This is a genomic window from Leucobacter sp. G161 (genome assembly GCF_001482305.1).
Taxonomy (GTDB): domain Bacteria; phylum Actinomycetota; class Actinomycetes; order Actinomycetales; family Microbacteriaceae; genus Leucobacter.
The window spans coordinates 21,873-45,482 of sequence record NZ_LOHP01000017.1; the positions used below are offsets into that span (position 1 = coordinate 21,873).

General features: G+C 64.1%; 23 protein-coding genes, 1 tRNA gene, 1 other RNA gene and 1 riboswitch. Of the genes, 12 read left to right on the forward strand and 13 right to left on the reverse strand.

Going from position 1 to position 23,610, the window contains the following annotated elements:
- The first annotated feature begins 4 nt into the window (after window positions 1-4).
- From AUL38_RS01655 to AUL38_RS01680, 7 genes are all read left to right on the forward strand, one after another.
- Window positions 5-958 carry a GlxA family transcriptional regulator gene (locus tag AUL38_RS01655; RefSeq protein ID WP_059058674.1) on the forward strand — a complete coding sequence of 318 codons (954 nt, stop codon included), beginning with the start codon at window positions 5-7 and terminating at the stop codon, window positions 956-958.
- Window positions 959-1,075: 117 nt separating this feature from the next.
- Complete coding sequence (gene gap, locus AUL38_RS01660) at window positions 1,076-2,074, forward strand: type I glyceraldehyde-3-phosphate dehydrogenase (protein WP_059058676.1); 999 nt, start codon at window positions 1,076-1,078, stop codon at window positions 2,072-2,074.
- A gap of 149 nt (window positions 2,075-2,223) precedes the next feature.
- Window positions 2,224-2,595, forward strand: a transfer-messenger RNA (tmRNA) gene (ssrA, locus tag AUL38_RS16735).
- Window positions 2,596-2,723: 128 nt separating this feature from the next.
- A complete protein-coding gene (locus AUL38_RS01665; protein ID WP_059058677.1) occupies window positions 2,724-2,969 on the forward strand; it encodes a hypothetical protein in 246 nt (81 codons plus the stop codon).
- The gene (locus AUL38_RS01670) at window positions 2,966-3,988 is read left to right on the forward strand and encodes an SRPBCC domain-containing protein (RefSeq protein ID WP_059058679.1); all 1,023 of its coding nucleotides are present in this window, start codon (window positions 2,966-2,968) and stop codon (window positions 3,986-3,988) included. The genes AUL38_RS01665 and AUL38_RS01670 overlap by 4 nt, the downstream gene beginning before the upstream one ends.
- Before the next feature lie 81 nt (window positions 3,989-4,069).
- Window positions 4,070-4,238: riboswitch (M-box (ykoK) riboswitch) on the forward strand.
- A 263-nt stretch (window positions 4,239-4,501) separates the two neighbouring features.
- The gene (gene mgtA / locus AUL38_RS01675; RefSeq protein ID WP_059058681.1) at window positions 4,502-7,210 is read left to right on the forward strand and encodes a magnesium-translocating P-type ATPase; all 2,709 of its coding nucleotides are present in this window, start codon (window positions 4,502-4,504) and stop codon (window positions 7,208-7,210) included.
- 90 nt (window positions 7,211-7,300) lie between these two features.
- Window positions 7,301-8,011 carry an MgtC/SapB family protein gene (locus tag AUL38_RS01680; RefSeq protein WP_059058989.1) on the forward strand — a complete coding sequence of 237 codons (711 nt, stop codon included), beginning with the start codon at window positions 7,301-7,303 and terminating at the stop codon, window positions 8,009-8,011.
- Here the strand turns inward: AUL38_RS01680 and AUL38_RS01685 are convergent.
- From AUL38_RS01685 to AUL38_RS01715, 9 genes are all read right to left on the reverse strand, one after another.
- Window positions 8,008-8,415: a DUF3054 domain-containing protein gene (locus tag AUL38_RS01685; RefSeq protein WP_059058684.1), complete on the reverse strand. Its 408-nt coding sequence runs from the start codon at window positions 8,413-8,415 to the stop codon at window positions 8,008-8,010. The two genes, AUL38_RS01680 and AUL38_RS01685, sit on opposite strands and share 4 nt — an antisense overlap.
- Complete coding sequence (locus tag AUL38_RS01690) at window positions 8,412-9,239, reverse strand: inositol monophosphatase family protein (RefSeq protein ID WP_059058686.1); 828 nt, start codon at window positions 9,237-9,239, stop codon at window positions 8,412-8,414. Before AUL38_RS01690 ends, AUL38_RS01685 begins: the two co-directional genes overlap by 4 nt.
- 895 nt (window positions 9,240-10,134) lie before the next feature.
- Complete coding sequence (locus AUL38_RS01695) at window positions 10,135-10,626, reverse strand: OsmC family protein (protein WP_059058688.1); 492 nt, start codon at window positions 10,624-10,626, stop codon at window positions 10,135-10,137.
- A complete protein-coding gene (locus AUL38_RS01700; protein ID WP_161937386.1) occupies window positions 10,626-11,270 on the reverse strand; it encodes a GntR family transcriptional regulator in 645 nt (214 codons plus the stop codon). The genes AUL38_RS01695 and AUL38_RS01700 overlap by 1 nt, the downstream gene beginning before the upstream one ends.
- Window positions 11,271-11,639: 369 nt before the next feature.
- Window positions 11,640-11,807 carry a hypothetical protein gene (locus tag AUL38_RS17295; protein WP_161937387.1) on the reverse strand — a complete coding sequence of 56 codons (168 nt, stop codon included), beginning with the start codon at window positions 11,805-11,807 and terminating at the stop codon, window positions 11,640-11,642.
- A 172-nt stretch (window positions 11,808-11,979) separates the two neighbouring features.
- Window positions 11,980-12,225, reverse strand: a complete 246-nt coding sequence (locus tag AUL38_RS17055) for a hypothetical protein (RefSeq protein ID WP_153006430.1) — start codon at window positions 12,223-12,225, stop codon at window positions 11,980-11,982.
- Between the two features lie 68 nt (window positions 12,226-12,293).
- Window positions 12,294-12,366: transfer RNA gene (locus AUL38_RS01705), tRNA-Lys, on the reverse strand.
- 66 nt (window positions 12,367-12,432) lie between these two features.
- Window positions 12,433-13,743 (reverse strand): Na+/H+ antiporter NhaA, encoded by a 1,311-nt coding sequence (gene nhaA / locus AUL38_RS01710; RefSeq protein ID WP_059058692.1) that lies wholly within the window; start codon window positions 13,741-13,743, stop codon window positions 12,433-12,435.
- Between the two features lie 115 nt (window positions 13,744-13,858).
- Window positions 13,859-14,071 carry a hypothetical protein gene (locus tag AUL38_RS01715; protein WP_059058694.1) on the reverse strand — a complete coding sequence of 71 codons (213 nt, stop codon included), beginning with the start codon at window positions 14,069-14,071 and terminating at the stop codon, window positions 13,859-13,861.
- Window positions 14,072-14,241: 170 nt separating this feature from the next.
- Here AUL38_RS01715 and AUL38_RS01720 point away from each other — a divergent pair, with 170 nt between their 5' ends.
- The 5 genes from AUL38_RS01720 to ilvC all read left to right on the forward strand — a co-directional run bounded on the left by AUL38_RS01720 (window position 14,242) and on the right by ilvC (window position 19,778).
- Window positions 14,242-14,481, forward strand: coding sequence for a hypothetical protein (locus AUL38_RS01720; RefSeq protein ID WP_059058695.1), 240 nt, complete (start codon window positions 14,242-14,244; stop codon window positions 14,479-14,481).
- 111 nt (window positions 14,482-14,592) lie between these two features.
- Window positions 14,593-16,287, forward strand: coding sequence for a dihydroxy-acid dehydratase (gene ilvD / locus AUL38_RS01725; protein WP_059058991.1), 1,695 nt, complete (start codon window positions 14,593-14,595; stop codon window positions 16,285-16,287).
- Window positions 16,288-16,358: 71 nt separating this feature from the next.
- Window positions 16,359-18,161, forward strand: a complete 1,803-nt coding sequence (locus tag AUL38_RS01730; RefSeq protein WP_059058697.1) for an acetolactate synthase large subunit — start codon at window positions 16,359-16,361, stop codon at window positions 18,159-18,161.
- Between the two features lie 2 nt (window positions 18,162-18,163).
- Window positions 18,164-18,673: an acetolactate synthase small subunit gene (gene ilvN, locus AUL38_RS01735; RefSeq protein WP_059058699.1), complete on the forward strand. Its 510-nt coding sequence runs from the start codon at window positions 18,164-18,166 to the stop codon at window positions 18,671-18,673.
- A gap of 79 nt (window positions 18,674-18,752) precedes the next feature.
- Entirely contained in the window at window positions 18,753-19,778 is a 1,026-nt protein-coding gene (gene ilvC / locus AUL38_RS01740; RefSeq protein ID WP_059058701.1) for a ketol-acid reductoisomerase, read from the forward strand.
- A 199-nt stretch (window positions 19,779-19,977) separates the two neighbouring features.
- Here ilvC and AUL38_RS01745 read toward each other — a convergent pair whose 3' ends face one another.
- From AUL38_RS01745 to AUL38_RS01760, 4 genes are read right to left on the reverse strand one after another with little or no spacing between them, the layout of a single operon-like run.
- Entirely contained in the window at window positions 19,978-20,721 is a 744-nt protein-coding gene (locus tag AUL38_RS01745; protein ID WP_059058703.1) for an amino acid ABC transporter ATP-binding protein, read from the reverse strand.
- Window positions 20,721-21,836 carry an amino acid ABC transporter permease gene (locus tag AUL38_RS01750; protein WP_201023659.1) on the reverse strand — a complete coding sequence of 372 codons (1,116 nt, stop codon included), beginning with the start codon at window positions 21,834-21,836 and terminating at the stop codon, window positions 20,721-20,723. Before AUL38_RS01750 ends, AUL38_RS01745 begins: the two co-directional genes overlap by 1 nt.
- 9 nt (window positions 21,837-21,845) lie before the next feature.
- Window positions 21,846-22,724 carry an ABC transporter substrate-binding protein gene (locus AUL38_RS01755; protein WP_161937388.1) on the reverse strand — a complete coding sequence of 293 codons (879 nt, stop codon included), beginning with the start codon at window positions 22,722-22,724 and terminating at the stop codon, window positions 21,846-21,848.
- Window positions 22,725-22,749: 25 nt separating this feature from the next.
- On the reverse strand, window positions 22,750-23,544 hold the full coding sequence (locus AUL38_RS01760) for a gamma-glutamyl-gamma-aminobutyrate hydrolase family protein (RefSeq protein ID WP_083506513.1): 795 nt from the start codon (window positions 23,542-23,544) through the stop codon (window positions 22,750-22,752).
- Window positions 23,545-23,610: the final 66 nt, after the last annotated feature.

The window sequence follows — 23,610 nt, forward strand, 5'->3', positions numbered from 1 at the left end:
CGACATGGTTGACCGGCTGCGTCGCGTCGCGGTTGTCATCTTGGACGGTGCGAAGCCCCTCGACGTCGGGATCCCCGCCCAGGTCTTCACCACGCGGCCGCGCATGCCCTACGACCTGCGGGTATGCGGTGTCACGCCCGGGCTCGTCAGCGGCGGCGACGGGCTGTCGTATGCGGTCGAGCACGGACTCGAAGCGCTCGAGGATGCCGAGCTGATTTTTATTCCCGGGTATCGGCACCCTGACCGCGACGAACCGCCGGCGGCGCTCGTGAGCGCGCTCATCGCAGCGCACCAGCGCGGCGCGCGCATCGCGGCGATCTCGACTGGGGCCTTCGCGCTTGCGGCGACCGGGTTGCTCGACGGCAAACGCGCGACCACGCACTGGCACTATTCGAGGATCTTCGCGGAGCGCTTCCCGCAGATCCAGGTCAACGAGAGCGTCCTGTTTGTCGACGAAGGAGCCGTGCTCACCTCGGCGGGGGCCGCATCAGGGATTGACCTGTGCCTGCACATCTTGCGCGGGGATTTAGGGATGGCGACGGCGAACCATGCGGCGCGGCGCCTGGTCGCGGCGCCCTATCGGAGCGGGGGTCAGGCGCAGTTCGTGCGCAGGAGTGTGCCGCCGACGATCGGGGAGCGCTTCTCAGCTACGCGGGAGTGGGCGCTCACTCACCTCGACGAGCAGCTCACGATTGAGTCGCTGTCCCGGCACGCGAACGTTTCCCCGCGCACCTTTTCGCGTCGGTTTCGTGAGGAAACCGGGTACACCCCCATGCAGTGGGTGATGCGTGCGCGTATCGATCTCGCCCGGGAGCTCCTGGAAAACACAGACTTCGGGATCGATGAGATCGCGCTCTCAGTGGGACTCGGCTCGGGAGCGAACCTGCGGCAGTTCTTTCGGCGCGTGCTGGGTACGACGCCGAGTGAGTATCGGCGGACGTTTACGCAGGGCGAGTGACTCCACTTTCGCCGTGGCGTGATGCTTGCGGTAGTGGGCGTTAATGCCACTTGAGGGTGATTCTCTTTCTTATGAGAATGGATGGAGTACCCCAAGACGCTCGAGAGAGATGGAAAAATGACTGCTCGCATTGCAATCAACGGTTTCGGAAGGATCGGACGCGGCGTGCTCCGCGCCATCCTCGATCAGGGGAGCGACCTCGACATCGTTGCGGTGAACGATCTCGGGGATGGCGCTGCGCTCGCCCAGCTCTCCAACTTCGACTCGGTCTACGGACGGGCCAAGGAGCGGATGCGGTTTGAGGGCGACTTCCTCGTTGTCGGCGATCGCAAGATCAAGATTCTCGCGGAACGCGAACCGGCCCAGCTGCCGTGGGGCGAGCTTGGCGTCGATGTCGTGGTCGAGTCGACCGGTCGGTTCACGAAGGCGAAAGATGCCGCCCAGCATCTCGAGGCCGGCGCGAAGCGGGTGCTCGTGAGCGCGCCATCGAAGGGTGCCGATGTCACCCTGGCGTACGGTGTGAATACCGGGGCATATGACCCGGAGAACCACCGCATTATCTCGAGCGCGTCGTGCACGACAAACGCGCTTGCTCCCATTGCGCAGGTGCTCAACGACTTCGCCGGCATCGAGCAGGGCTTCATGATGACCGCGCATGCCTACACCGGTGACCAGAGCCTCGTTGACGGGCCGCACAAGGATCCGCGCCGCGCCCGCGCCGCAGCCATCAACATCGTTCCGTCGTCGACCGGAGCGGCCAAGGCGATTGGGCTCGTGCTGCCCGAGCTCGATGGCAAGCTGCAGGGCGATGCGCTGCGTGTGCCCGTCCCCGTCGGGTCGATCGTTGAGCTCACTGTCATTGTCAAGCGGGAGGTGACCCGCGAGGAGCTCCTCGCCGCGTTCAAGGAGGCCGCTGAAGGTCGCCTGAAGGGCGTGCTGCTCTACTCCGAGGATCCCCTCGTCTCCAGCGATATCGTTGCCGATCCGCACTCGTCGATCTTCGACTCGGGTCTTGCTCGTGTTGACGGGAAGCTTGTGAAGATTTCGGCCTGGTACGACAACGAGTGGGGCTTCTCTAACCGAGTCGCCGAGACGCTCGTCTTCCTGACGAAGTAGTTTCTCCGACTTCGCCACTGGCGGACGGGCCCTCTGGGGTGCTGCGGTGCTTCCGTGGTAACCTAGAGGGCCCGGCTGGTCCGGGAACCTTGAAAACTCAACAGTGTGTGATGCGAATGTCCGCGGGTTGCCTGGCGATCCGCACAGACGGGGCCGATCGGTTTCGACACGTCGATTTGAGACTGTGAGAAGCGGGCCGAGGACGCGGAGTTATCTCGTAAACGCCCTTCGCAAACCATAGGTGCCACTTCAAAGCGCACCGACTTCGCTCTCGCTGCCTAAGCACGAGACCGAGTCCGTCAGGCCGGGTGTGCCTCCGCCCCGGTTTCCTGGCGTCATTTAGGGGGCTTGCTGGTGTGTTGCGTGTCAGGGCACATCGGGACTTTCACTGGGACTGGGCCTGTCATCCTGGATGTTCGTTGCAAAGAATGGGGCCGAGTAGAACGTTTTAACGAACTACGCTCGTAGAAGGCATGGAATCGTCGAAGTGGACCGGGGTTCAATTCCCCGCGGCTCCACGGACATCAGCATCACGCACTGAGTTTTCTGCAGAAGGCCGCCCTGTGTGGGCGGCCTTTTTGCTTTCCGGCGCCGCCGCGCCGCGCAACCTGGGTTGACAAGGAATGCTTGCGCAACGTAGGTTGACAGCATGAACCTTGCAACACTCTCCGAACGGGCGACCGACGTGAGCGATCCGCGCGCGGGCTTGCGCGCCGTCGTCTCGCTCCGTGCACTCGCTGACTCCCTCGAACTCCGGCAGGTCGAGGCGGCACTCGCTGCCGGAATGAACTGGCAAGCGATTGCCGACGCGCTCGGCGTGAGCCGCCAGGCCGTGCACAAGAAATACGCGAAGCGGGTCGACCAGCGCCTGATCAACGGGAGGGCGCGCGCATGAGCAAGTTCACCGCGGCTGCCGCAACCATGCACACACTGTCGCTGGCAGGGATGGAGGAGGCTTCGAGGCTCGGGCTGCGCAACGCGGACCTTGAGCACCTGCTGCTCGCGCTGACGATGAGTGAGCACGACGCCGGCAAAGTGCTTCGGGGGTCGGGGGTTACGCTCGAGGCCACGCGAGCCGCAGTTGCCGAGCAGCACGCCGAGCAACTGCGGGCGCTCGGAGTGGATCATGAGCCGCCACCACCTGGACCCATCGTGTTTCATGAAACCGGCGGCTACGAGTGGACCGAGCGGGCGCTGGAGGTGTGGAAACGCGCGAGTAAGAATGGCCTCTCGGGAGACGCGTCGGCGGTGCTGCGGGCGCTCCTTGAGGAGCCGAGCGGGCTCATTAGTGCGGTGCTTGAGCGCCTCCAAGTCGGTCCGGAGGAGCTGCTCGCGAGGCTCGACTCCGCTGAACGGATTCCCGCGTTTAAGGATGCCCCGAAGCAGACACCTGGGCGCTACAGCCGCTCGCTCGAATCGTTTGTGCCCGCCTCGGTTGAGTCGGTGTGGGCGCTGCTCGCGGATCCTGCGCGAATGCCCGAGTGGGATCCGCTGGTCGGAGCCGTCGACCTGCCCGCTGAGCTCGCGGGGCGAGGCCTCCGAGTGGGGGACACCTGGGAGGCCGACGCGGTGACGCACTTTCCCGACGGGAAGCCGAACAGGCAGCCGCCCGAGCGGCGGCGGACTCGGATCGAGCTCTTGGCGTTCGATGAGTTCGAGCTGGTCTCATGGCGTCTGAGTTTTCCAGATGCGCCGGCCCTGAACTCGCGCCGCATCACGGTGGCGCTCGAACCTGCCGCGGGCGGAACCCAGCTTGGCGTCATCTTCGAGTGGGTGCCAACCTCCGAACGGAGGCGGGTTCCGATCGTGCGTCAGCTGCAGCGGTTCCTGCTGGGGCCGGCAACACGCTTTGCCGTATGGATGCAGGCATCGCAGGTGAGTGGCGGGATCAGTCGGGTGTTTCGGTCGAGTTGAGCGGGGCATTTCCTGTTGTGCGGGACCCGGGAGTTCTCAATGCGTTTGCGCAATTGGGCAAGTGTTGCTATGGTGGAGGGCGTAGCGCTTCGTTCGGCGAGGCTCCTGCGTGAACACAGTCCGCTCATCCCACGACGTCGAGAGACGCCCAGGCTGAGGACAGGCCCTCCCGGCTTAAGGGTCGGCCCCAAGCGGATTCCGGTACCCGGATACGTCACGCAGTGCCAAAGCTCTGACGTGGAGGTGTGGCGAGAACCAGAGGGTTCCGGCCTGCTCGTGCTGGCGGGCGCTGCGGAACCGAGGAGGTGGCACCGTGGACGACGACAGTCGATCATTCACCCCGCGCGGCCCCCGGGCACGAGCAGCAGCCGGTCAGAGCTGAAGCTGTACAGCACCCCAGGGAGCGTCGCGCGGTGAGCCGAGGAATTCTCGCGCACCACTCCGCTTGATGCCGCCCGCGCAGCCCGCTGCGATCTGACACGGCGCGCGTCCGCACCCGAAGGACCGCCTGTCATGCACACGACCGCCACGACAACCCCAGCAACCCCACCGACACCCCAAACGCCCAGGAAGCAGCGCAAGTCAGCGGCCCGCCTTCCGGCGGTTGACACCCAGCTGCTCGAACGGGCAGCCACTGCGCTGCCGGAGAGCGCCCTCGGCCTCGTCGATGCGCACCGCAACGGGCTCACCGCCACCGAGGCGCAGGCCCGGCTCGAGCAGTGGGGCCCGAACCTCGTGCGCCACCAGCGCCCGCCCCGGCCGATCGTGCAGTACCTGCGCACGCTCCGCAACCCGTTCATTCTGATCCTCATCGGACTCGTCGCGGTGATGTTCGTCACGGACGTGCTGCTCGCCGGCCCCGAGGAAGGCGCGGACTGGTTTGGCGTGCTCACGATTAGCGCGATGGTGCTCGTGAGCTCGGTCATGCGGTTTTGGCAGGAGTTTCGCTCGAGCCGCGCGGCTGAGCGGCTCGCGGCGCTCGTGCGCACGACCTCCGCGGTCACTCGCCAGATCGATGGGGTACCGGTAACGGGCGAACGCCCGAACGAGGAGATCGTGCCGGGCGACATTGTCGAGCTCGCGGCCGGCGATATGCTGCCCGCCGATGTCAGGCTTCTGCGGAGCACCGACCTGCAGGTGCACCAGGCCATGCCCACGGGCGAGGCAATGCCGGTCGAGAAGCGGGTGACACCGCTCGAGGCGACGAAGGATCCGCTCGAGGCCGAGAACCTCGGATTCATGGGCACCTCAGTCGTGTCTGGATCGGGCACCGCCCTCGTGCTGCAGACCGGTGACCGGACGGCCTTCGGTAACCTTGCAGCGTCGATCCAGGGTGCGCGACCGCTCACCGCTTTCGACACCGGCATCCAGAAGGTCACCTGGACGCTGATCCGCTTCATGGCGGTCGTCGTTCCCGCAGTGTTCATCATTAACGGGATCACGAAGGACTGGGGGAGCGCCTTCTTGTTTGCGGTTGTCACCGCGGTCGGCCTCACCCCTGAAATGCTGCCGCTCGTCGTCACCGCGAACCTCGCCAAGGGCGCGCAGATGATGTCCCGCTCACGCGTGATCGTGAAGCGGCTTGCCGCGATCCAAGACCTCGGCGGCATGGAGGTGCTCGCGACGGACAAGACGGGCACGCTGACGGAGGATCGGATCGTGCTCGAGCGCCACCTCGACACCGCAGGTCACTCGAGTGACCGCACCCTCGGCTGGGCGACCGTGAACTCGCACTTCCAGACCGGGCTGCGCAACCTCCTGGACGAGGCCGTGCTCAGCGCGGCGGGGGACGATCTCGACCGCTCGGTGAGCCGCTTTGAACTCATTGACGAGATGCCATTCGACTTCGCGAGGCGCCGGATGTCGGTGGTCGTTGCAGAAGACGAGCAGCTGCACGTCATCGTCACGAAGGGTGCCGCGGAGGAGATCCTGCGCATTTCCGAGTGGGAGATGGTCGGCACCGAGCAGCGTCGCCTCACCGCAGACCGACGGGCCGAGATCGAGGCGATCGTTGCCGAGCACAACGCGCTCGGGGTGCGCGCGCTCGGGCTCGCGATCCGCGACATTCCGGTCGCAGGACCCCGCAGCCGTGACATCGAGTATGCGGTCGACGACGAGGTGCAGATGACGATGGTCGGGATCCTCACCTTCTTCGACCCGCCGAAGGCCTCCGCGAAGCCCGCGCTGCGTTCGCTCGCATCACACGGCATCGACGTGAAGGTCATCACGGGGGACAACCCACTCGTCCCGGCGACGGTGTGCCGCGAGGTCGGGATCGATGCCACCAACATCGTGCTGGGCGAAGAAACCGAGGCCCTGTCGCTGGCGGAGCTCGCCGAGCTCGCCGAGCGCACCCACGTGTTTGCGAAGACGAACCCCTCGCAGAAGGCGAGGATCATCGAAGCAATGCGCGAGGGCGGGCGCACCGTCGGCTATCTCGGCGACGGCATCAACGATGCTCCAGCGCTGCGCACCGCCGACGTCGGTATCTCGGTGGATACGGCCGTGGACATCGCGAAGGAGTCCGCCGACATCATCCTGCTCGACAAGGACCTCACGGTGCTCGAGAACGGGGTGATGGAGGGACGGCGCACCTTCGTGAACACGATGAAGTACATCAAGATGACGGCGTCGTCGAACTTCGGCAACGTCTTCTCGGTGCTCGTCGCGAGCGCGCTACTGCCGTTCCTGCCGATGATCCCCATCGTCGTGCTCATCCAGAACCTGGCCTACGACCTGTCGATGCTCACACTCCCGTGGGACAAGGTCGATAAGGAGCAGATCCGTGAGCCCAGGAAGTGGGAGTCGAAGACGCTCGCGCAGTTCATGCTGCGCATCGGCCCGCTCTCTTCGATCTTCGACATCACGACCTTTGCGCTCATGTGGTTCGTGTTCTCCGCGAACTCGGTGGACCAGGCGGCGCTGTTCCAGTCGGGCTGGTTCATCGAGTCGATCATCTCGCAGACGCTCATCGTGCACCTGCTGCGCACGCGGAAGCTCCCGTTCCTCCAGTCGCGGGCGAGCGCGCCACTCCTCATCGCGACTGGGATCGTCTGCGTGTTCGGGTTGATCCTCCCGTTCACGGGTTTCGGTGCTGCCGTTGGGCTCGTCCCGTTGCCGTGGAGCTACTTCCCCTGGCTCATCGGCACGCTCGCGACGTACTGCGTCGTCGTGCAGCTCGCGAAGCGCAGCTACGTGCGCCGCGTCGGCAGCTGGATCTAACGTCCGTCTCACCGCTGCGGCGGGTGCGAGGTTCGCCTCGCGCCCGCCGCTTGCGTGAGCCGGTATCTCAAGTGTGAAAGGTATATGATCATGGAATTTTTCGACCTCGCCCTCCGCATCGTCGCGGGTCTCGGCCTCGGCGCCGCGATCGGGTTTGAGCGGCAACTTCGCTCCCGCACGGCCGGCGTGCGCACAAACGCGCTCGTGAGCCTCGGCGCGTCTCTGTTCGTCATCATGGGGGCATTCAGCTTCACCGAGTCTGGTGCGGATCCCACCCGAGTGGCAGCGCAGATCGTCTCCGGCATCGGTTTCCTCGGGGCCGGCGTCATCATGAAGCAGGGTGCGTCCATCTCCGGACTGAACACCGCGGCGACGCTGTGGGCATCGGCGGCGGTCGGCGCGCTCGCGGGCGGCGGTATGCTGCTCGTTGCCGTCGGCGGCACGATCGCGATCGTACTCTCCAACATTCTGCTGCGGCCACTCGGACGCTTCCTTGACCGGGCCGGGGGATCCGCAACGAAGGAACCCGTCGCAACCGAGTACGAGTTCGTCGTGCGATCGTCCGCCGCTGCGGAGGTGGCTGTTCGCGCTCAGGTGGTGACTGCGTTGCAGAATCCGGAGTTCACCGTGCACTCGCTCGAGGCGAACGACGTCGCCGATGGGATCGTCGAGTTCACCGCGACCGTCGTGTCGCTCGAACGCAACGATGCGGCGCTCGAGGCCGCGATCGCCGACGTCATCCCCGTTCCCGAGGTCACCAGCGTGCGCTGGACGGCGCAGGAGTTGCGGGGTGAGGACTAACGGGCGCGGCGGGCGCTCAGCACCCGCATGAGCGCGGCGATGAGGCGCCATCCGACGAGCATCGCGCAGAGCGTGAGCGTCGCGACGATCACGAAGGGGAGCGCCGTGCCCTGACCGACGAGCGCGCGCAGCAGCAGACCGAGGCCGGCGGAACCGATCCAGACGGGAAGTCCGGTGCGCCACACCGCGACCGGGCGCCGCCACGCGAGGGTCACCAGCCATGCGATCACGAGGCCTGCCAGGAACGGCCACGCCGTCTCGAAGAGCCCGGCAAGGGTGGCCTCGCGGTCGTGGCTGCCACGGCCGAGGGCAGCGAACGCTACGACGAAGGCGGCGTCGAGGAGGAATGCTCCGATGGCGATACCCGCTGAAGCCCGCTCGGTGGGGGTCTGCGTGGCGCTCACTGCGCGCTCGAATCGGTGTGGTGGGCTGCGACGACGGAGATGACCGCGTCGTGCAGTGCGCCGTTGGTGGCAAGTGCGCTGCCATTCCAGGCGCTCTCGTTGCCGTCAATATCGGTGAAGCGGCCACCGGCCTCGGTGACGATCGGTACAAGCGCCGCAAGGTCGTATGCCTTCACATCGAACTCGGCGACGATGTCGACGAGGCCCTCGGCGAGCAGCATGTACGACCACATGTCGCCGTACGCGCGGTCACGCCAGACCTGCTCCTCGAGTGAGAGCAGCGAGGCGAGGTATCCAGCCTCACGCCACTGGTTGATGGACTGGAAGCTCAGCGAGGCGTGTTCGAGATCGCTCACCCCCGACACGTGCAGGCGGCGCGGAGCGGCGCCTGCGTCCTGTCCCCACGCGCCCTGGCCGAGCTCGGCCCACCAGCGGGCACCAAACGCGGGTGCCGAGACGACGCCGACGGTCTGTACGCCGTCGACCTCGAGTGCGATCAGTGTGGCCCAGTTCGGGACGCCGCGGAGAAAGTTTGAGGTGCCATCGATCGGGTCGAGGATCCAGCGACGCGAGCCGCGATCCGCACGCCCCGACTCCTCGCCAAAGAAACTGTCTGCCGGCCGCTGCTCTTCGATGCGCTGCCGGAGCGCGTCCTCGACGGCCTGGTCGGCATCGGTGACGAACGTGCGGTCGGGCTTGGTATCGATTCGCAGGTCTGCCGAACGAAAGCGGGGCAGGGAGATGGAATCTGCGAGATCCGCGAGCTCAAGCGCGAACGCGAGATCAGCGGAGTGAGTGGAAGTTGCGGCGGGCTGCTCAGACATGGTGGCTCCGTGAGTGTTCAACGAACAGGGCGGTTAACGCGGGCCTGCGCGAAGCGCGCCGGGTACCAAAATCAGCGTAGCAGAGGGGAACTCCGGTTCCTGGCCCCGTTCACGTCGTCTGCCCGGGAACGCACGATACTAGCGATGGTGATGATTTGAGGGCCAATCTGGGCGCCCTCAGGGACGCGAACCGCGGACCCGCTGTGCGAGGGTGGTGTTTGATGACAGCGCTCTTGAACGCTTCGGCCGCGTGGGACGTGCGTGGGGCCGGCATGCGGCTGGCGTTGTCGCTCGCTGCGGCCGGGGCCACCGTTTCATAGATGCCGGGAAACCTCGACCCGCAATGCCAGGTCTGGTGTAGTCCTCCCAATGGCTACGTGTTGCCGTGCGGGTCGTCCAGGTCTCGAGCCCGCAACCTCGGGTTGTGGAGACAGGTGCTCTACCTGATAGCTACCTCCACGAGTGCCCGCACTGGTGTGCTGGCTGTTGGGGTTACGGCCAGTTTGTGTGTGACGAATCTTGCTCCTGCCGCATCACCACGCCGTAATCCTGGACACGTCGTGCTCCGACGCCATTGACTGTGCCGGATACTCCCAGCTCAGCCCGCCGCCTGCTATGCCGCCCACCCTCGACAAGCTCCTCTTCTGGCTGCTTCAGGACACTCACAAATAATGTGACAGCTGCACGAAGGGGTGCACGGCGGTCTGTCCTGTGAACTCGGCTGTTGCCGCAGATGCGAGCCACGCTAACCTCGCAGTGACATGGCCCGAAGGTGTGTCACTGCGAGGGTTCCGAGAAGACCGGGGGAGACGAGCGCACGATCGGGGTGTGCGCGGAGTTCTCACGCGGCACGTGCGCCCGACAGCCCCGTGTCAGCCGGAAGTTGCCGAGCGGTTCATTTGGGTAGTTCTGCGGTGGGCTCCTCGGATCGCACGACGACCTCGTGGTGGATCGGTGTGTTGATCGATCGAGCGATGAAGCAGAAGGCACCAACCTTGTTATGCAGCTCAGCCGCTACTTCTGGGTCGCTTGTGGCAGTGATCGTCACGCTCGGGTGGAGAGTGACGCTCTCGAACTGCCCGCCACCGCTGGCGTCCTCGACCATGATGCCAGCAGGGCGGTCCTCGTAAGCAGTCACGACTACGCCTGCCGTCGCTGCGAGATGGAGATACCAGAGCATATGGCATTGCGAGATCGACGCAAGAAACAGCTGCTCGGGGTTCCAGCGGCTGGGATCTCCTCGGAAGGCTGGGTCAGATGAACCGAGAATGGGTACAGTTCCGGCGGCGTGCACCTCGTGGTCACGGGAGAACCCTCGATATGAACTGGTGCCGGTGCCAGTGTTGCCGGTCCAGGTAACGCTGATCTCGTAGCTGTGTCTGGTCATTATGTGCTCCTCAACTTGGTTCGGGTTTCATTCACAGCGTCTCGGGTTCCAAGCGCATGTGCTTCTACGGCGGCCCGCGCGGCGGGGGCGTCCCCATTGCGAAGTGCGCTCAGGATTGCCGTGTGTTCGGCATGCACTGTTTGGGCGCGCTCGGGGGCTTGCAGGCTGTGTCTCGTGCTGATGATGATCTGGTCCCACCACCGCTCCAAAGCGGCGCTGACGACCGTGTTATCGGCGATGGCGGCCACGGCTTCGTGTAACGCGCGGTTCGCTTCGACGGCGCGGGTGAGTTCACCCGAGACTGTCAGCTCGTGGGTTTCGGCCGCCAACGTCTCCAGCGATGCGAGGCGAGCCGGCGCGACTTCTCCGCTGGCGACGCGTTGTGCTGCCAGGAACGCGGCCCAGCCCTCGAGCCCGGCACGCGCAACGTACACCTGCGTCAACTCGTTCGTGCTCAGCATCCGCAATCGGACGCCACGTCCTTGAGCATTCACGAGGCCGTCGCTCTCCAAGCGCTGTAGCGCCTCTCGCACGGGGGTGCGACTCACTCCTAGCTGCTCGGCGAGCTGCGATTCGGCGATGCGATCGTCTTCGCGGAGGCCACCCCTCATTACCATCGCACGTAGCGAATCATAAACCGTCATGCGGAAATTATTGCATACAATAACTTTTATTGCATCCAATGTTGCGGGAGGGCGATGAGTGTCCTGATGCCGTGTCGGTGACATCGGGGCTGCAGCGCTGATGAGGCTCCGGAGCGTGTCCGTCGAGTCAGCGCTTTGCGATTCGCTTGGATGACCCTGATCCAAGCTCGCGATGAGGTCCTCCGTGTTATCGGCGTATACGCTGTCAGTCACCGCCATCCTCGTGAGCGTCTGGTGGCCCATTGCGCCATTCTCGGGCGCCTCGAAGCTCCAGCGAGGTGTGGCGTCACTTGGTGTTGCCTCCATGGGGCCTGTCGTGTTCGGGCGGGCGCCATGGAGGCAACAGCAAGAGGTGTAGGGAGGCGGTATCTACAGGTTGTAAGGCGCGGTGTTCTTGTCGTCTTTCTCGGGGTGGCGGATCAACCCTGGATCAGACTGTCCCTTGCGGGGATCCTCGTCACCGTCGAACTCTTCGTCAGCACCATCCATCACTGGCTCGTCTATGGTCTCTTCTTCGGTGTTCTTCTTGTCGTTCATGACGCCCTCCGTGCTTGTCGTTGGGCCACCACCATACGTCCCGAACATGAAGGCGTCCGGTCCGTCAGGTAATCAGCGGGCGCGAAGTGCGGGAGTTCGCCACATGTCGTCGCTGGGAGCGTCAGTTCGCCACTCACTCTTCGGCCTTCCCCGAGTGAGCACTGTTGCGAATTTATCCTGAGAGTTCGTGCCGAGCTCGGTCGCGGCCGACTCCACTGTGTCCACAGGCTGCTCCATGGGCCTCCGCGCCGCGACGGTCAGTGAGGCGGAGACTCTCCTGCCGACGCCGCCACGTATTCACGCCATCGGCATTGGGTCCGAAGAAGCGCGACTGCGCTGCGGGGACGTTGTCGGCGTTGCTCGGCAGTGCCCCGACGACGCCGTCATTCTTGGTTTGCGCCGATTCAACGTGGAGCACAGGTGGAGGCTCTGCCGACGCGAGAAAAGCAAAAAGGCCCGAGATCATGATGATCTCGGGCCAATCTGTGCGCCCTCACGGGCTCGAACCGTGGACCCGCTGATTAAGAGTCAGCTGCTCTACCAACTGAGCTAAAGGCGCATGTTGCGCTCGGCAACAGGGACTACGTTAGCACGGGAGAAAAGCACCGTCCAAATCAGGCCCGCGTTATTTGGTATCGCGGGCGTGTTGCGTGATGTCCGTGCCCTTTCTACGGCGGCGTGCGCCCGGCATGAGTACGGCCGCAGCGACCGCTACCGCAAGCAGGGAAGCGACCATGACCGACAGTCGTGCGGTGTCGACATCGCTTGGATCGGTGAAACTCAATTCGGAGACGAGCATGGCAACGGTGAACCCGACGCCGGCGAGCGCGCCCACGCCGATGATCTCGCTCCAGCGCACATTTGCTCCCAGCGTGGCGCGCGTAAAGCGAGTGAGTAGCCACGTGGTCAGCGTAATCCCGAGCGGCTTGCCGATCACGAGGCCGAGCATGATGCCGATCGCAACGGTGTCGAACGGGAAGCGCGAGGCGCCGCCCAGTGGTACGCCCGCCGCGAAGAGAGCAAAGACGGGCACCGCAATGTAGGCAGACAGTGGCTGGAATCGCGTGTTCAGGGTTTCGGCGACCTCACCGCCCGACTTGCCGCGGACGGGCACGAGGAACGCGAGGACCACGCCCGCGATGGTGGCGTGGATCCCCGAATTGTAGAACAGCGCCCAGGTGATGATGCCGAGGGGGAGCAGGATGATCCACGCGCCCCACTTCGACTGCGCAAACCATTCGCCACGCCAGCGTACGAGAGCCGCGAACGCAAGAGCGGGGGCAATCGCGATGAGCAGGGGCATGAGGTTGACGCCGTCGGTATAGAAGACCGCGATGATCGCGATGGCGATGAAGTCATCGACGACGGCGAGCGTGAGGAGGAACATGCGCAGCGCGGGGTTGATGCCGGGGGCGATGAGGCCGAGCACGGCGACTGCGAACGCGATGTCTGTGGCCGTGGGGATCGCCCAGCCGTGCGCGGTGGAGGTTCCTGCGTTGACGGCAAGATAGATGCCGGCGGGGATCAACACACCTCCTATTGCTGCCGCGACCGGCACGATTGCGGTGCGGGGGGAGCGGAGATCGCCCTCGACGAACTCACGTTTGAGTTCGAGGCCCACCATGAAGAAGAAAATGGCAAGCAGGCCGTCTGACGCCCAGTGGCCGACGCTGAGCTTGAGTCCGAGTGCTTCGGGGCCGAACTCGAAGTTTCGGAGGTCCAAGAACCAGTCGGCGATGGGGGAGTTGGCCGCGATAAATCCGACGAGCGCAGCGACCATGATGATGAGCCCGCCGAAGAACTCGCGACGGAGCAGGCGGTTGACGCGGGCGATCTCGCGTTTGCTGTAGTACGAGAAGAGCCGCCTGCGCTGCGGCCGTTGGCTCTTGGCGTCTGGCGAGTGCGGGATCGGTGGCGTGGGGATGGGGCTCGTCATCGGAGGCTCCTCGGTGCGGGGTGGTCAAAGCGAATTGTCGACCAGACTTCCCGACGCACCTAACTGAAGCAAGCTATCGCACCCTTGCCATCTCGGGCAAGGGGCGGTGCTTGGATCAGAGCTCCTCGAACTCCTCGTCGCGATCCTGCATGGCGACGCTCGAGATCGCGAGTACGAGGCCCGCGATCCACACGCCCCAGACGATGAACCTGCGCCAGTCGCGAGGCATGTTGCTCGTGCGGCGTGCGGTTGAGACGACGCCTGCAGCAGCGCCGAGGACACCGATGTTCGTGAGGTACTTGCCAACCTCAAAACCTTGTCGAGCCATGTGACACCTCCGGGCGAGAACTGCTGAATCTATGCGGACACCCAGGGGCGTCCGACACCAGCCTAATGGGTGGAGTGTTCCCGACGGGCGGCGCGGCTCCGTCTAGGCTACGCTGGGGGTATCGCGCATGGACGCGCTCAATCGGTTGAACCACGGAGGAAATCAGGGACATGGCAAAGCAGGGCGAGGGTTTGTTCGAAGAGAGCTCACAGGGCTCAGTCAGCGCTATCACGGCGGTCGTGTTTATCTTCTCGTTTGCGCTCGCAATGGGCGGCATCGTGCTCGCTACGTACGGCTTTAACCCCTCGCTCGGGATGAGTAAGGAGCTGTTCGTCTTCGCCGGCGGGCTCCTGCTCTCGACGATTGGCTTCATCCTGCCGTTTGCGGTCCTCCCGAAGCTCGGGAAGTAGCCGCTCACACGCACGTCGCAAGGGGCGCCCTGGTCACTGACCAGGGCGCCCCTTGCGTTATACGTCCCGCAGAAGGAATCTGCCAGGGCATAAGATGAAGTCATGGCAGAGATGGCAGATATCGATATGAAGCCGCGGAGTCGCGACGTTACTGACGGCATTGAGAAGGCAGCTGCGCGCGGCATGCTTCGCGCTGTCGGCATGGGAGATGAAGACTGGGACAAGCCCCAGATCGGCATCGCGAGCTCGTGGAACGAGATTACCCCGTGCAACCTCAGCCTTGACCGGCTGGCGCAGGGCGCCAAGGAGGGCGTGCACTCGGGCGGCGGGTACCCGCTGCAGTTCGGCACCGTCTCGGTCTCCGATGGCATCTCCATGGGGCACGAGGGCATGCACTTCTCGCTGGTGTCCCGCGAGGTCATTGCTGACTCGGTCGAGACCGTGATGATGGCTGAGCGCCTCGACGGGTCAGTGCTGCTTGCCGGCTGCGATAAGTCGCTGCCCGGCATGCTCATGGCTGCTGCGCGCCTCGATCTCGCTTCGGTGTTCCTCTACGCGGGCTCGGTTGCTCCTGGCTGGGTGAAGCTCACCGACGGCACCGAGAAGGAAGTCACCATCATCGACGCCTTTGAGGCGGTCGGCGCGTGCAAGGCTGGCACGATGAGCGAGGAAGATCTGAAGCGCATCGAGTGCGCGATCGTTCCAGGCGAGGGTGCCTGCGGTGGCATGTACACCGCGAATACCATGGCATCGATCGCTGAGGCCCTCGGCATGAGCCTCCCCGGCTCGGCCGCACCCCCCTCGTATGATCGCCGCCGTGACTACTTCGCGCACCGTTCAGGCGAGGCCGTCGTGAACATGATTGCGAAGGGCATCACCGCCCGCGACATCCTCACCCGGAAGGCATTCGAGAACGCGATCACGCTGCTCATGGCCTACGGCGGATCGACGAACGCGGTGCTCCACCTGCTCGCCATCGCTCGCGAGGCAGAGGTGGATCTCACACTCGAGGACTTCAACCGGATCGGCGCAAAGGTGCCCCACCTCGCCGATATGAAGCCCTTCGGCCAGTACGTGATGGCAGACATCGATCGCCAGGGCGGCGTGCCCGTCGTACTCAAGGCGCTGCTCGACGCAGGGCTCCTGCATGGTGACGCGCTGACGGTCACCGGCAAGACGATGGCTGAAAACCTCGCCGAGCTCAACCCGGATCCCGTTGACGGCAAGGTGATCCACCACCTCGACGATCCGATCCACGCGACCGGTGGCATCACGATCCTCCACGGCACGCTCGCGCCCGAGGGCGCCGTCGTGAAGACGGCGGGCTTCGACGCAGAGGTCTTTGAAGGCCCCGCGCGAGTCTTCCAGCGTGAGCGCGCAGCCATGGACGCGCTCACCGAGGGCAAGATTGGCAAGGGCGATATTGTCGTCATTCGCTACGAGGGACCCAAGGGTGGACCGGGTATGCGCGAGATGCTCGCGATCACTGGTGCCATCAAGGGTGCGGGGCTCGGGAAAGATGTACTACTATTGACTGACGGCAGATTCTCAGGCGGCACAACCGGCCTGTGTATCGGCCACATCGCGCCTGAGGCCTCGGATGGAGGCCCAGTAGCGCTCGTGCACGACGGTGACCTGATACGGGTTGATATCGCGGCACAAACGCTCGATCTGCTGGTAGATCCCGCTGAGCTTGAGGCCCGACGTGCGAACTGGGCCCCGCTTCCACCGCGGTACACGCGCGGCGTGCTGGCGAAGTACGCGAAGCTCGTGCATTCGGCATCTGAGGGTGCCATCACCGGCTAGTTCCTCCGTTTCGCGTACATGCCGATCCGCCCGTGATCCGCGATTCATCCATAACCGTAAGAAAGCAAAACATGACCTTGGAGTCGAACGCTATTCCACGTCAATCAGCTGACCCGCGCGTCCGCGGCGAACGCATGACCGGCGCGATGGCTGTGGTTCGCAGCCTTGACGCGCTTGGGGTCTCCGATGTCTTCGGGCTCCCGGGCGGCGCCGTGCTTCCCCTGTACGACACGCTCATGGGCGATCACGACCTGCGGCACGTACTCGTACGTCACGAACAGGGCGCCGGGCACGCGGCCGAGGGCTACGCGGCGGCGACCGGGAAGGTCGGGGTCGCCATCGCGACCTCCGGCCCCGGGGCTACCAACCTCGTCACTGCGATCGCTGACGCATACATGGACTCGGTGCCGCTTCTCGCGATCACCGGCCAGGTGTTCTCGCATCTCATGGGAACGGACGCCTTCCAGGAGGCGGACATCATGGGGATCACGATGCCGATCACCAAGCACTCGTTCCTCGTGAAGACCGCCGCCGAGGTTCCGGGCGCGATTGCAGCCGCGTATCACCTCGCATCGACTGGTCGTCCGGGCCCCGTGCTCGTCGACATTACGAAGGATGCGCAGGAGGGCGAGCTCGACTTCGTGTGGGATCCGCGCGTCGACCTGCCGGGCTACCGTCCGATTACCAAGGCGAACAGCAAGCAGATCCAGGCCGCCGCAGAGCTCATCGCTGAGGCCGAACGCCCCGTCTTCTATGTCGGCGGCGGCGTGGGTCGCGCGAAGGCTTCGGAGGAGCTGTTGCAGCTCGCCGAGCTTGTCGGCGCCCCCGTGGTGACGACGCTCATGGCCCGAGGTGTGTTCCCCGACTCGCACCCACAGCACCTCGGCATGCCCGGCATGCATGGCACGGTTCCCGCCGTGCTTGCGCTGCAGGAATCAGATCTGCTCATCACGCTGGGCGCACGGTTCGACGACCGTGTGACCGGTCGCGCCGTGCAGTTCGCTCCCGAAGCCAAGGTCATCCACGCTGATATTGATCCGGCCGAAATCGGCAAGATCCGGGCAGCGGACGTGCCGATCGTTGGCGACGCAGCAGAGGTCATCTCCGATCTCATTGCCGCCGTCTCGACTGCGAAGCTCAGCCGTGAGTTCGCTGACACCAGCGTCTGGTGGACGCACCTGCGCGAACTGCAGGCAAAGTTCCCGCTCGGCTACTCCGAAACCACCGATGGGCTGCTGTCTCCACAGTTTGTGATTCAGCGCATCGGTGAGCTCACCGGCCCCGAGGGCATCTACGCTGCTGGCGTTGGTCAGCACCAGATGTGGGCTGCACAGTTCATTAAGTACGAGCGCCCGAACTCGTGGCTGAACTCCGGCGGTGCCGGCACCATGGGGTACGCGGTTCCCGCAGCGATGGGAGCAAAGGTTGCGGAGCCTGAGCGTGCCGTCTGGGCGATCGACGGTGATGGTTGCTTCCAGATGACCAATCAGGAGCTTGCGACCTGCGTGGTGAACAATATTCCCATCAAGGTCGCCGTGATCAACAACTCCTCGCTCGGCATGGTGCGGCAGTGGCAGACCCTCATCTACAACGGCCGCTACTCAAACACCGAGTTGAACACCGGTCACGGCTCGCAGCGCATCCCCGACTTCGTGAAGCTCGGAGACGCGTACGGCTGCCTCTCGATCCGCGTGGAGACTGAGGACCAAGTCGACGATGCCATCAAGCTCGCACTCGAGACGAACGATCGCCCAGTGGTCATCGACTTCGTAGTGAGTGCAGACGCCATGGTGTGGCCGATGGTGCGCCAGGGAACATCGAATAGTGACATCCAGTATGTCCTTGAGCAAGCCCCCGAGTGGGAGGAAGAGTAATCATGGCTCGTCACGTACTCAGCCTCCTCGTCGAGGACAAGCCGGGCCTGTTGTCTCGCGTTTCAGGGCTCTTCTCTCGACGCGGCTTCAACATCGAATCGCTCGCGGTCGGCCCGACGGAAATGGAAGGTCTTTCGCGGATCACCGTCGTCGTTGACGAAGACGAGGTGCTCCTCGAACAGGTGACCAAGCAGCTGAACAAGCTCGTGAACGTCATCAAAATCGTCGAACTCGATACCAGCAACTCGGTGCAGCGCGAACACGTGCTCATCAAGGTACGCGCCGACAATCAGACGCGTTCGCACGTCCTCGAAGCCGTGAGCCTGTTCCGGGCCCGCGTCGTCGACGTGGTCCCTGAAGCCCTCACGATTGAGGTCACGGGAGATTCAGGCAAGATCGAAGCGTTCTTGCGCGTGCTCGAGCCTTACGGGATCAAAGAAATCGCACAGTCCGGTCTCATCGCGATGGGCCGCGGATCGAAGTCGATTTCTGAACGCGTATTCAAGGTGTAACCCCGCGGCTTGGGCAGGGTGCCTGAGCGCCTCGCGGACACAATAGTTTGATAAACCACTCAACAAAGGAGAACGCCCAGTGGCTGAAATGTACTACGACAGCGATGCGGATCTGTCGATCATTCAGGGCAAGAAGGTTGCCGTCGTCGGTTATGGATCGCAGGGTCACGCGCACGCGATGAACCTTCGCGACTCGGGCGTCGAGGTCGTCATTGCGCTGAAGGACGGATCCAAGTCGATCCAGAAGGCCGAAGAGGCCGGCTTCGCCGTGAAGAACGTTGCTGACGCAGCCGAGTGGGCCGACGTCATCATGCTCCTCGCGCCGGACCAGCACCAGCGTGGCATCTACAACGACCACGTTGCACAGCACATGACCGAGGGCAAGACGCTTGCTTTCGCTCACGGCTTCAACATCCGCTACGGCTACATTGAGGCGCCCGCTGGCGTCGACGTGATCCTCGTCGCTCCGAAGGCTCCCGGCCACACCGTGCGCCGCGAGTTTGAGGCCGGCCGCGGCATCCCCGACATCATCGCCGTCGAGGTTGACGCGTCGGGTACCGCGTGGGAGACCGCGAAGTCGTACGCGAAGGCAATCGGTGGCACCCGCGCTGGTGTCATCAAGACGACCTTCACCGAGGAGACCGAGACCGATCTCTTCGGCGAGCAGGCAGTGCTCTGCGGTGGCATGAGCCACCTCGTGCAGGCCGGTTTCGAGACGCTCACCGAGGCTGGCTACCAGCCCGAGATCGCGTACTTCGAGGTGCTCCACGAGCTCAAGCTCATCGTCGATCTCATGTTCGAGGGTGGCATCGCCAAGCAGCGCTGGTCGATCTCTGACACTGCTGAGTACGGCGACTACGTCTCGGGCCCCCGCGTCATCGATGCGGGCGTCAAGCAGCGGATGCAGGCTGTCCTCTCGGATATCCAGGACGGCACCTTTGCGAAGCGCTTCATAGAGGACCAGGACGCGGGCGCTCCCGAGTTCACTGCTCTCCGCGAGAAGGAGGAGCAGCACCCGATCGAGAAGACCGGCGTCGAGCTCCGCAAGCTGTTCGCATGGCAGCAGACCGATTCGGACTACGTCGACGGTAGCGCCGCGCGCTAACCACGTCTGATCGTCACACGAGAGGCCCCCGGGATGTCCCGGGGGCCTCTCGTCGTTCGCGCCACTGACCAGAGTGAGAGCAGCGGCGCATGGCGCCCATGGCAGGCACCGGAGCGGACGAAACGCCCAAACGGGAGGGGGTGCATCTGGAGCAATCCAGATGCACCCCCTCCCGTTGCGAGATGGCGTGCTGCCCGCTCTACAGGCGGCCAGCCTCGAGTACCTGCTTGAGGAACGCCTGGGTGCGCTCCTCCTTGGGGTTCTCGAAAATCTGGGAGGGGGGACCCTCCTCAAGAATTCTGCCCTGTTCGAGGAAGACGACCTTGTCGGCAACCTCACGCGCGAACGTCATCTCATGCGTGGCGAGCAGCATGGTGAGCCCGTCCTCTGCGAGCGCACGCACAATGTTCAGCACTTCGGAGACGAGCTCGGGATCGAGGGCAGACGTGATCTCGTCAAGGAGCAACACCTCGGTCTTCATCGCCATCGCGCGCACGATGGCGACGCGCTGCTGCTGACCTCCCGAGAGCTGATCTGGGTAGTAGTCAGCGCGGTGATCGAGGTTCACGCGCGTGAGGAGTTCACGGGCCTCAGCAAGCGCATCGCTCTTCTTGACCCCGAGGAGTTTCATTGGGGCGAGGGCGATGTTCTCGGCCACCGTCATGTGCGGGAAGAGGTTGAACGACTGAAACACCATGCCGACCCGGCGGCGGAGCCGGTCAGCGTCGATGCCGGGGCCGGACACCACATCGCCGTCAACGATGATCTTCCCCTCCTGAATGTCCTCGAGGGCGTTCACGCAGCGCAGCAGCGTTGACTTTCCTGAGCCAGAGGCCCCGATGAGACAGACAACCTCGTGCTTCTCGGCCTCAAAGTTGATGCCCTTGAGTACCTCGTTGTCGCCATACCGCTTGTGGACGTTGTCGAACTGGATAAAGCTCATTAGGAACCCCCTCGCATCTTCTTACCGCGTTCGAGCCACCAGTCGACGAGTCGCGTCTGCGGGATGGTCACGATGACGAAGAGGATCGCCACGATCGTTACGGCCGACAGGTTGTACTGCGTCGCCGAGACGTACTTTGCCTGGTTGAACGCGTCCATCGCACCGATCACGTTTACGAGCGCGGTGTCTTTCTGCAGCCCGATGAACATCGTGAGCAGCGGCGGAATGACGTTGCGCACGGCCTGGGGGAGCACCACCAGGCGCATCGTCTGCGCGAAGGAGAACCCGAGTGAGCGGGAGGCCGAGAACTGCGAGGCATGGATGGACTCGATACCGGCACGGTACGTCTCCGCGACGTATGCGCTGTAGGTGAGCGCGAGCGCGATGATTGCGAACCAGGTCGGGGAGAGGTCCTTGAGAATCGGAATCCCCGCGAGTGGAAGCCCGAACCCAATGAGGTAGATCACGATGATCGCGGGGACCGCCCGCATCACATCGATGTACAAGATCGCGAGCCAGCGGATCGGCGCACCCGCACGGCCGGGAAGCATCCTGGCGATCGCAAGCGCGAGCCCGAAGATCAAGACGATGATCTCGGCCACGATTGCAATGAAGATGTTCAGGCCAAATGCCTTGGTAACCATCCAGGAGGTGCTCGCGAGGATGTCCCAGCGCAAGAACGTCTGCTGGACACTTGCGTCATTGCTCACGAGTAACAGGATGAACCCGGTAAGCACGGCAACTGCGACGAGGAGACCGAGGGCTGTGAGTGACAGCTCTCGCGACTTGCTTGCGTTGCTGCGCGCCCTGAGTACTGCATCCTCGCGCACGAGCTTTGCTGAGCGCAGCGACTCACGGAAGCCTTTGATGGCAATGAATACGGGAATCGCGGTGAGGGCGAGCCCTGCGGTCACGAAGATCCACCCGACGGTGCGGGCGGTGGTGCCTGGCTCAGCTGCGGTGAGGCCCGTTGCCGCGAGCACGCCTACGCCGACGAGCACGGCAACGCTGAGCGCCACAGCGATTGTGGCGAGCCCCCGCGACCGGGGCGGCGGGCTGAGCCGCAGCCCCGGCATGGTTTCCAGGGTCGTTGTATTGAGAGGTTGTGAAGACACGGTTCGGAGCTACTTCCAGACGGGGATCTGGTTGGGGTCCGCGCCGAAGAGCGGTGTCAGCCATTCAGCCGAGAGCGCATCGAGCGTACCGTCTTCGCGCATGTCAGCAATGGCGGCGCTGACCGCGGCAGAGTTCTTGCCGCCCTTCTCCGTGATGACGCCGTAGCTCTGGTCGACCGAGAACTGACCGGTGACCACGAGTTCACCGCCTGAGGCAGCGGTGTTCGAGAGCGCGAGCGTGGTGTCGGTGATGACAGCATCGATCTGACCCGCGCGCAGGGCAGTGAACATCTCGACCTCTGCCTGGAACTGCTGCACGCCGCCGGCGGGCTTCAGGGTCTCGGTGGTGTACTGCGCGCCCATGTTGCCCTGGAGGACGCCGACCTTCTTGTCGCGGATATTTGCTTCAGTGACATCGTCCCCCTCGCGGATTGCGACGCCCAGGTTCGACTCGAAGTACGGCTCGGAGAAGTCGAAGACTTCCTTTCGTTCGTCAGTGATGGTGATTGCGGCCATACCCAGGTCGTAGGTGGTGTTGCTCGCCGAGATCAGCTGGTCCCAGGACTGGTTCTGTAGCTTGAGCGTGGAGAGGCCTGCGCGGTGCGCGATGTTCGCGGTCATGCAGTACTCGAAGCCGCTGTCGATGGTCTCGGGGCTCGTGCCGTTCCACCAGCCGTTGCTCGGGAGAACCGTCGCGACGGTGAGCGTGTCTGCGGTGAGCGTGTCGAGTTCGATACTGCCGGCCGTGCCGGTCAGCTCGCACTGTCCGAAGCTACCGGTTGCGGATTCGCCGTCGCCGGAGGTGGGTGCCTCAGCTGAACAGGATGCGAGGCCAAGGCCGAGCAGGGCTGCTGCAGAGACTGCTACCAGGGTGCGTGTGGGGGTCATGTTCTTCTCCTTCGTAACGGGCGACTCAACCATTGAGTCGGTTCTCATGGATCTTGCGGGCCTCAGCGATGAGAGCTTGCGCAAGAAGATCTAGGTGTTCGCGGTTGCCGCCTTCATCCTCGGGGTGCCACTGCACGCCGACGAGCCAACGGTCGTCAGCTGCCTCGACGGCCTCGATGATTCCGTCGGGCGCGGCAGCGGTGACGCGAAGCCCCGGCGCGATCTGGTCAACGGCTTGATGATGCGCGGATCGCACGTCGACGGTCTCTGCTGGGTAGATGCTGCCGAGCCGGCTGCTGGCCTGGATGAGCACCGGGTGATCGCAGAAGTCGGTGGCTCCCGCGATCGTGTGAATCGTGCCCTTGCCGAGGTCGGTGATAAGGGTTCCGCCGAAAGCGACGTTCATGATTTGTGCGCCTCGGCAAATCCCCAGCACGGGAAGCCCGCGGTCGGACGCAGTGCGAATGAGGTCGATTTCGAACGCATCGGCCACCGGGCTCGACGCCTCTGCCTTCGCGATCTCGGCCGCATCATCGGTGTAGCGGCGAGGGTCGACGTCCATCCCGCCGAGCATGAGTACGCCGTCGACTTTGGTGAGCGAACGATCGACGCTCGAATCCGGGTTCGAAGAGTCGACGAAGACTACCTGTACGTCCGCGGCGGCCGCGACGATTGCGCGACCAGCGAGGGAAGCGAGGCTGTGCAACTCGTCTGAGTGGTTTTCGGACACGTTGTCGGCGTCCATGACATACGACGCAAGAATGCGTACGGGCCGTTTGGCGGTGTTCACGTCAGTCGGCAACGCGACCTCCATCTTCATTGGTGTGTGAGTACAGCGCGTGCGGGGCACACGGATCAACAACGGCTTGGCTGTGCTTTGCGTCGG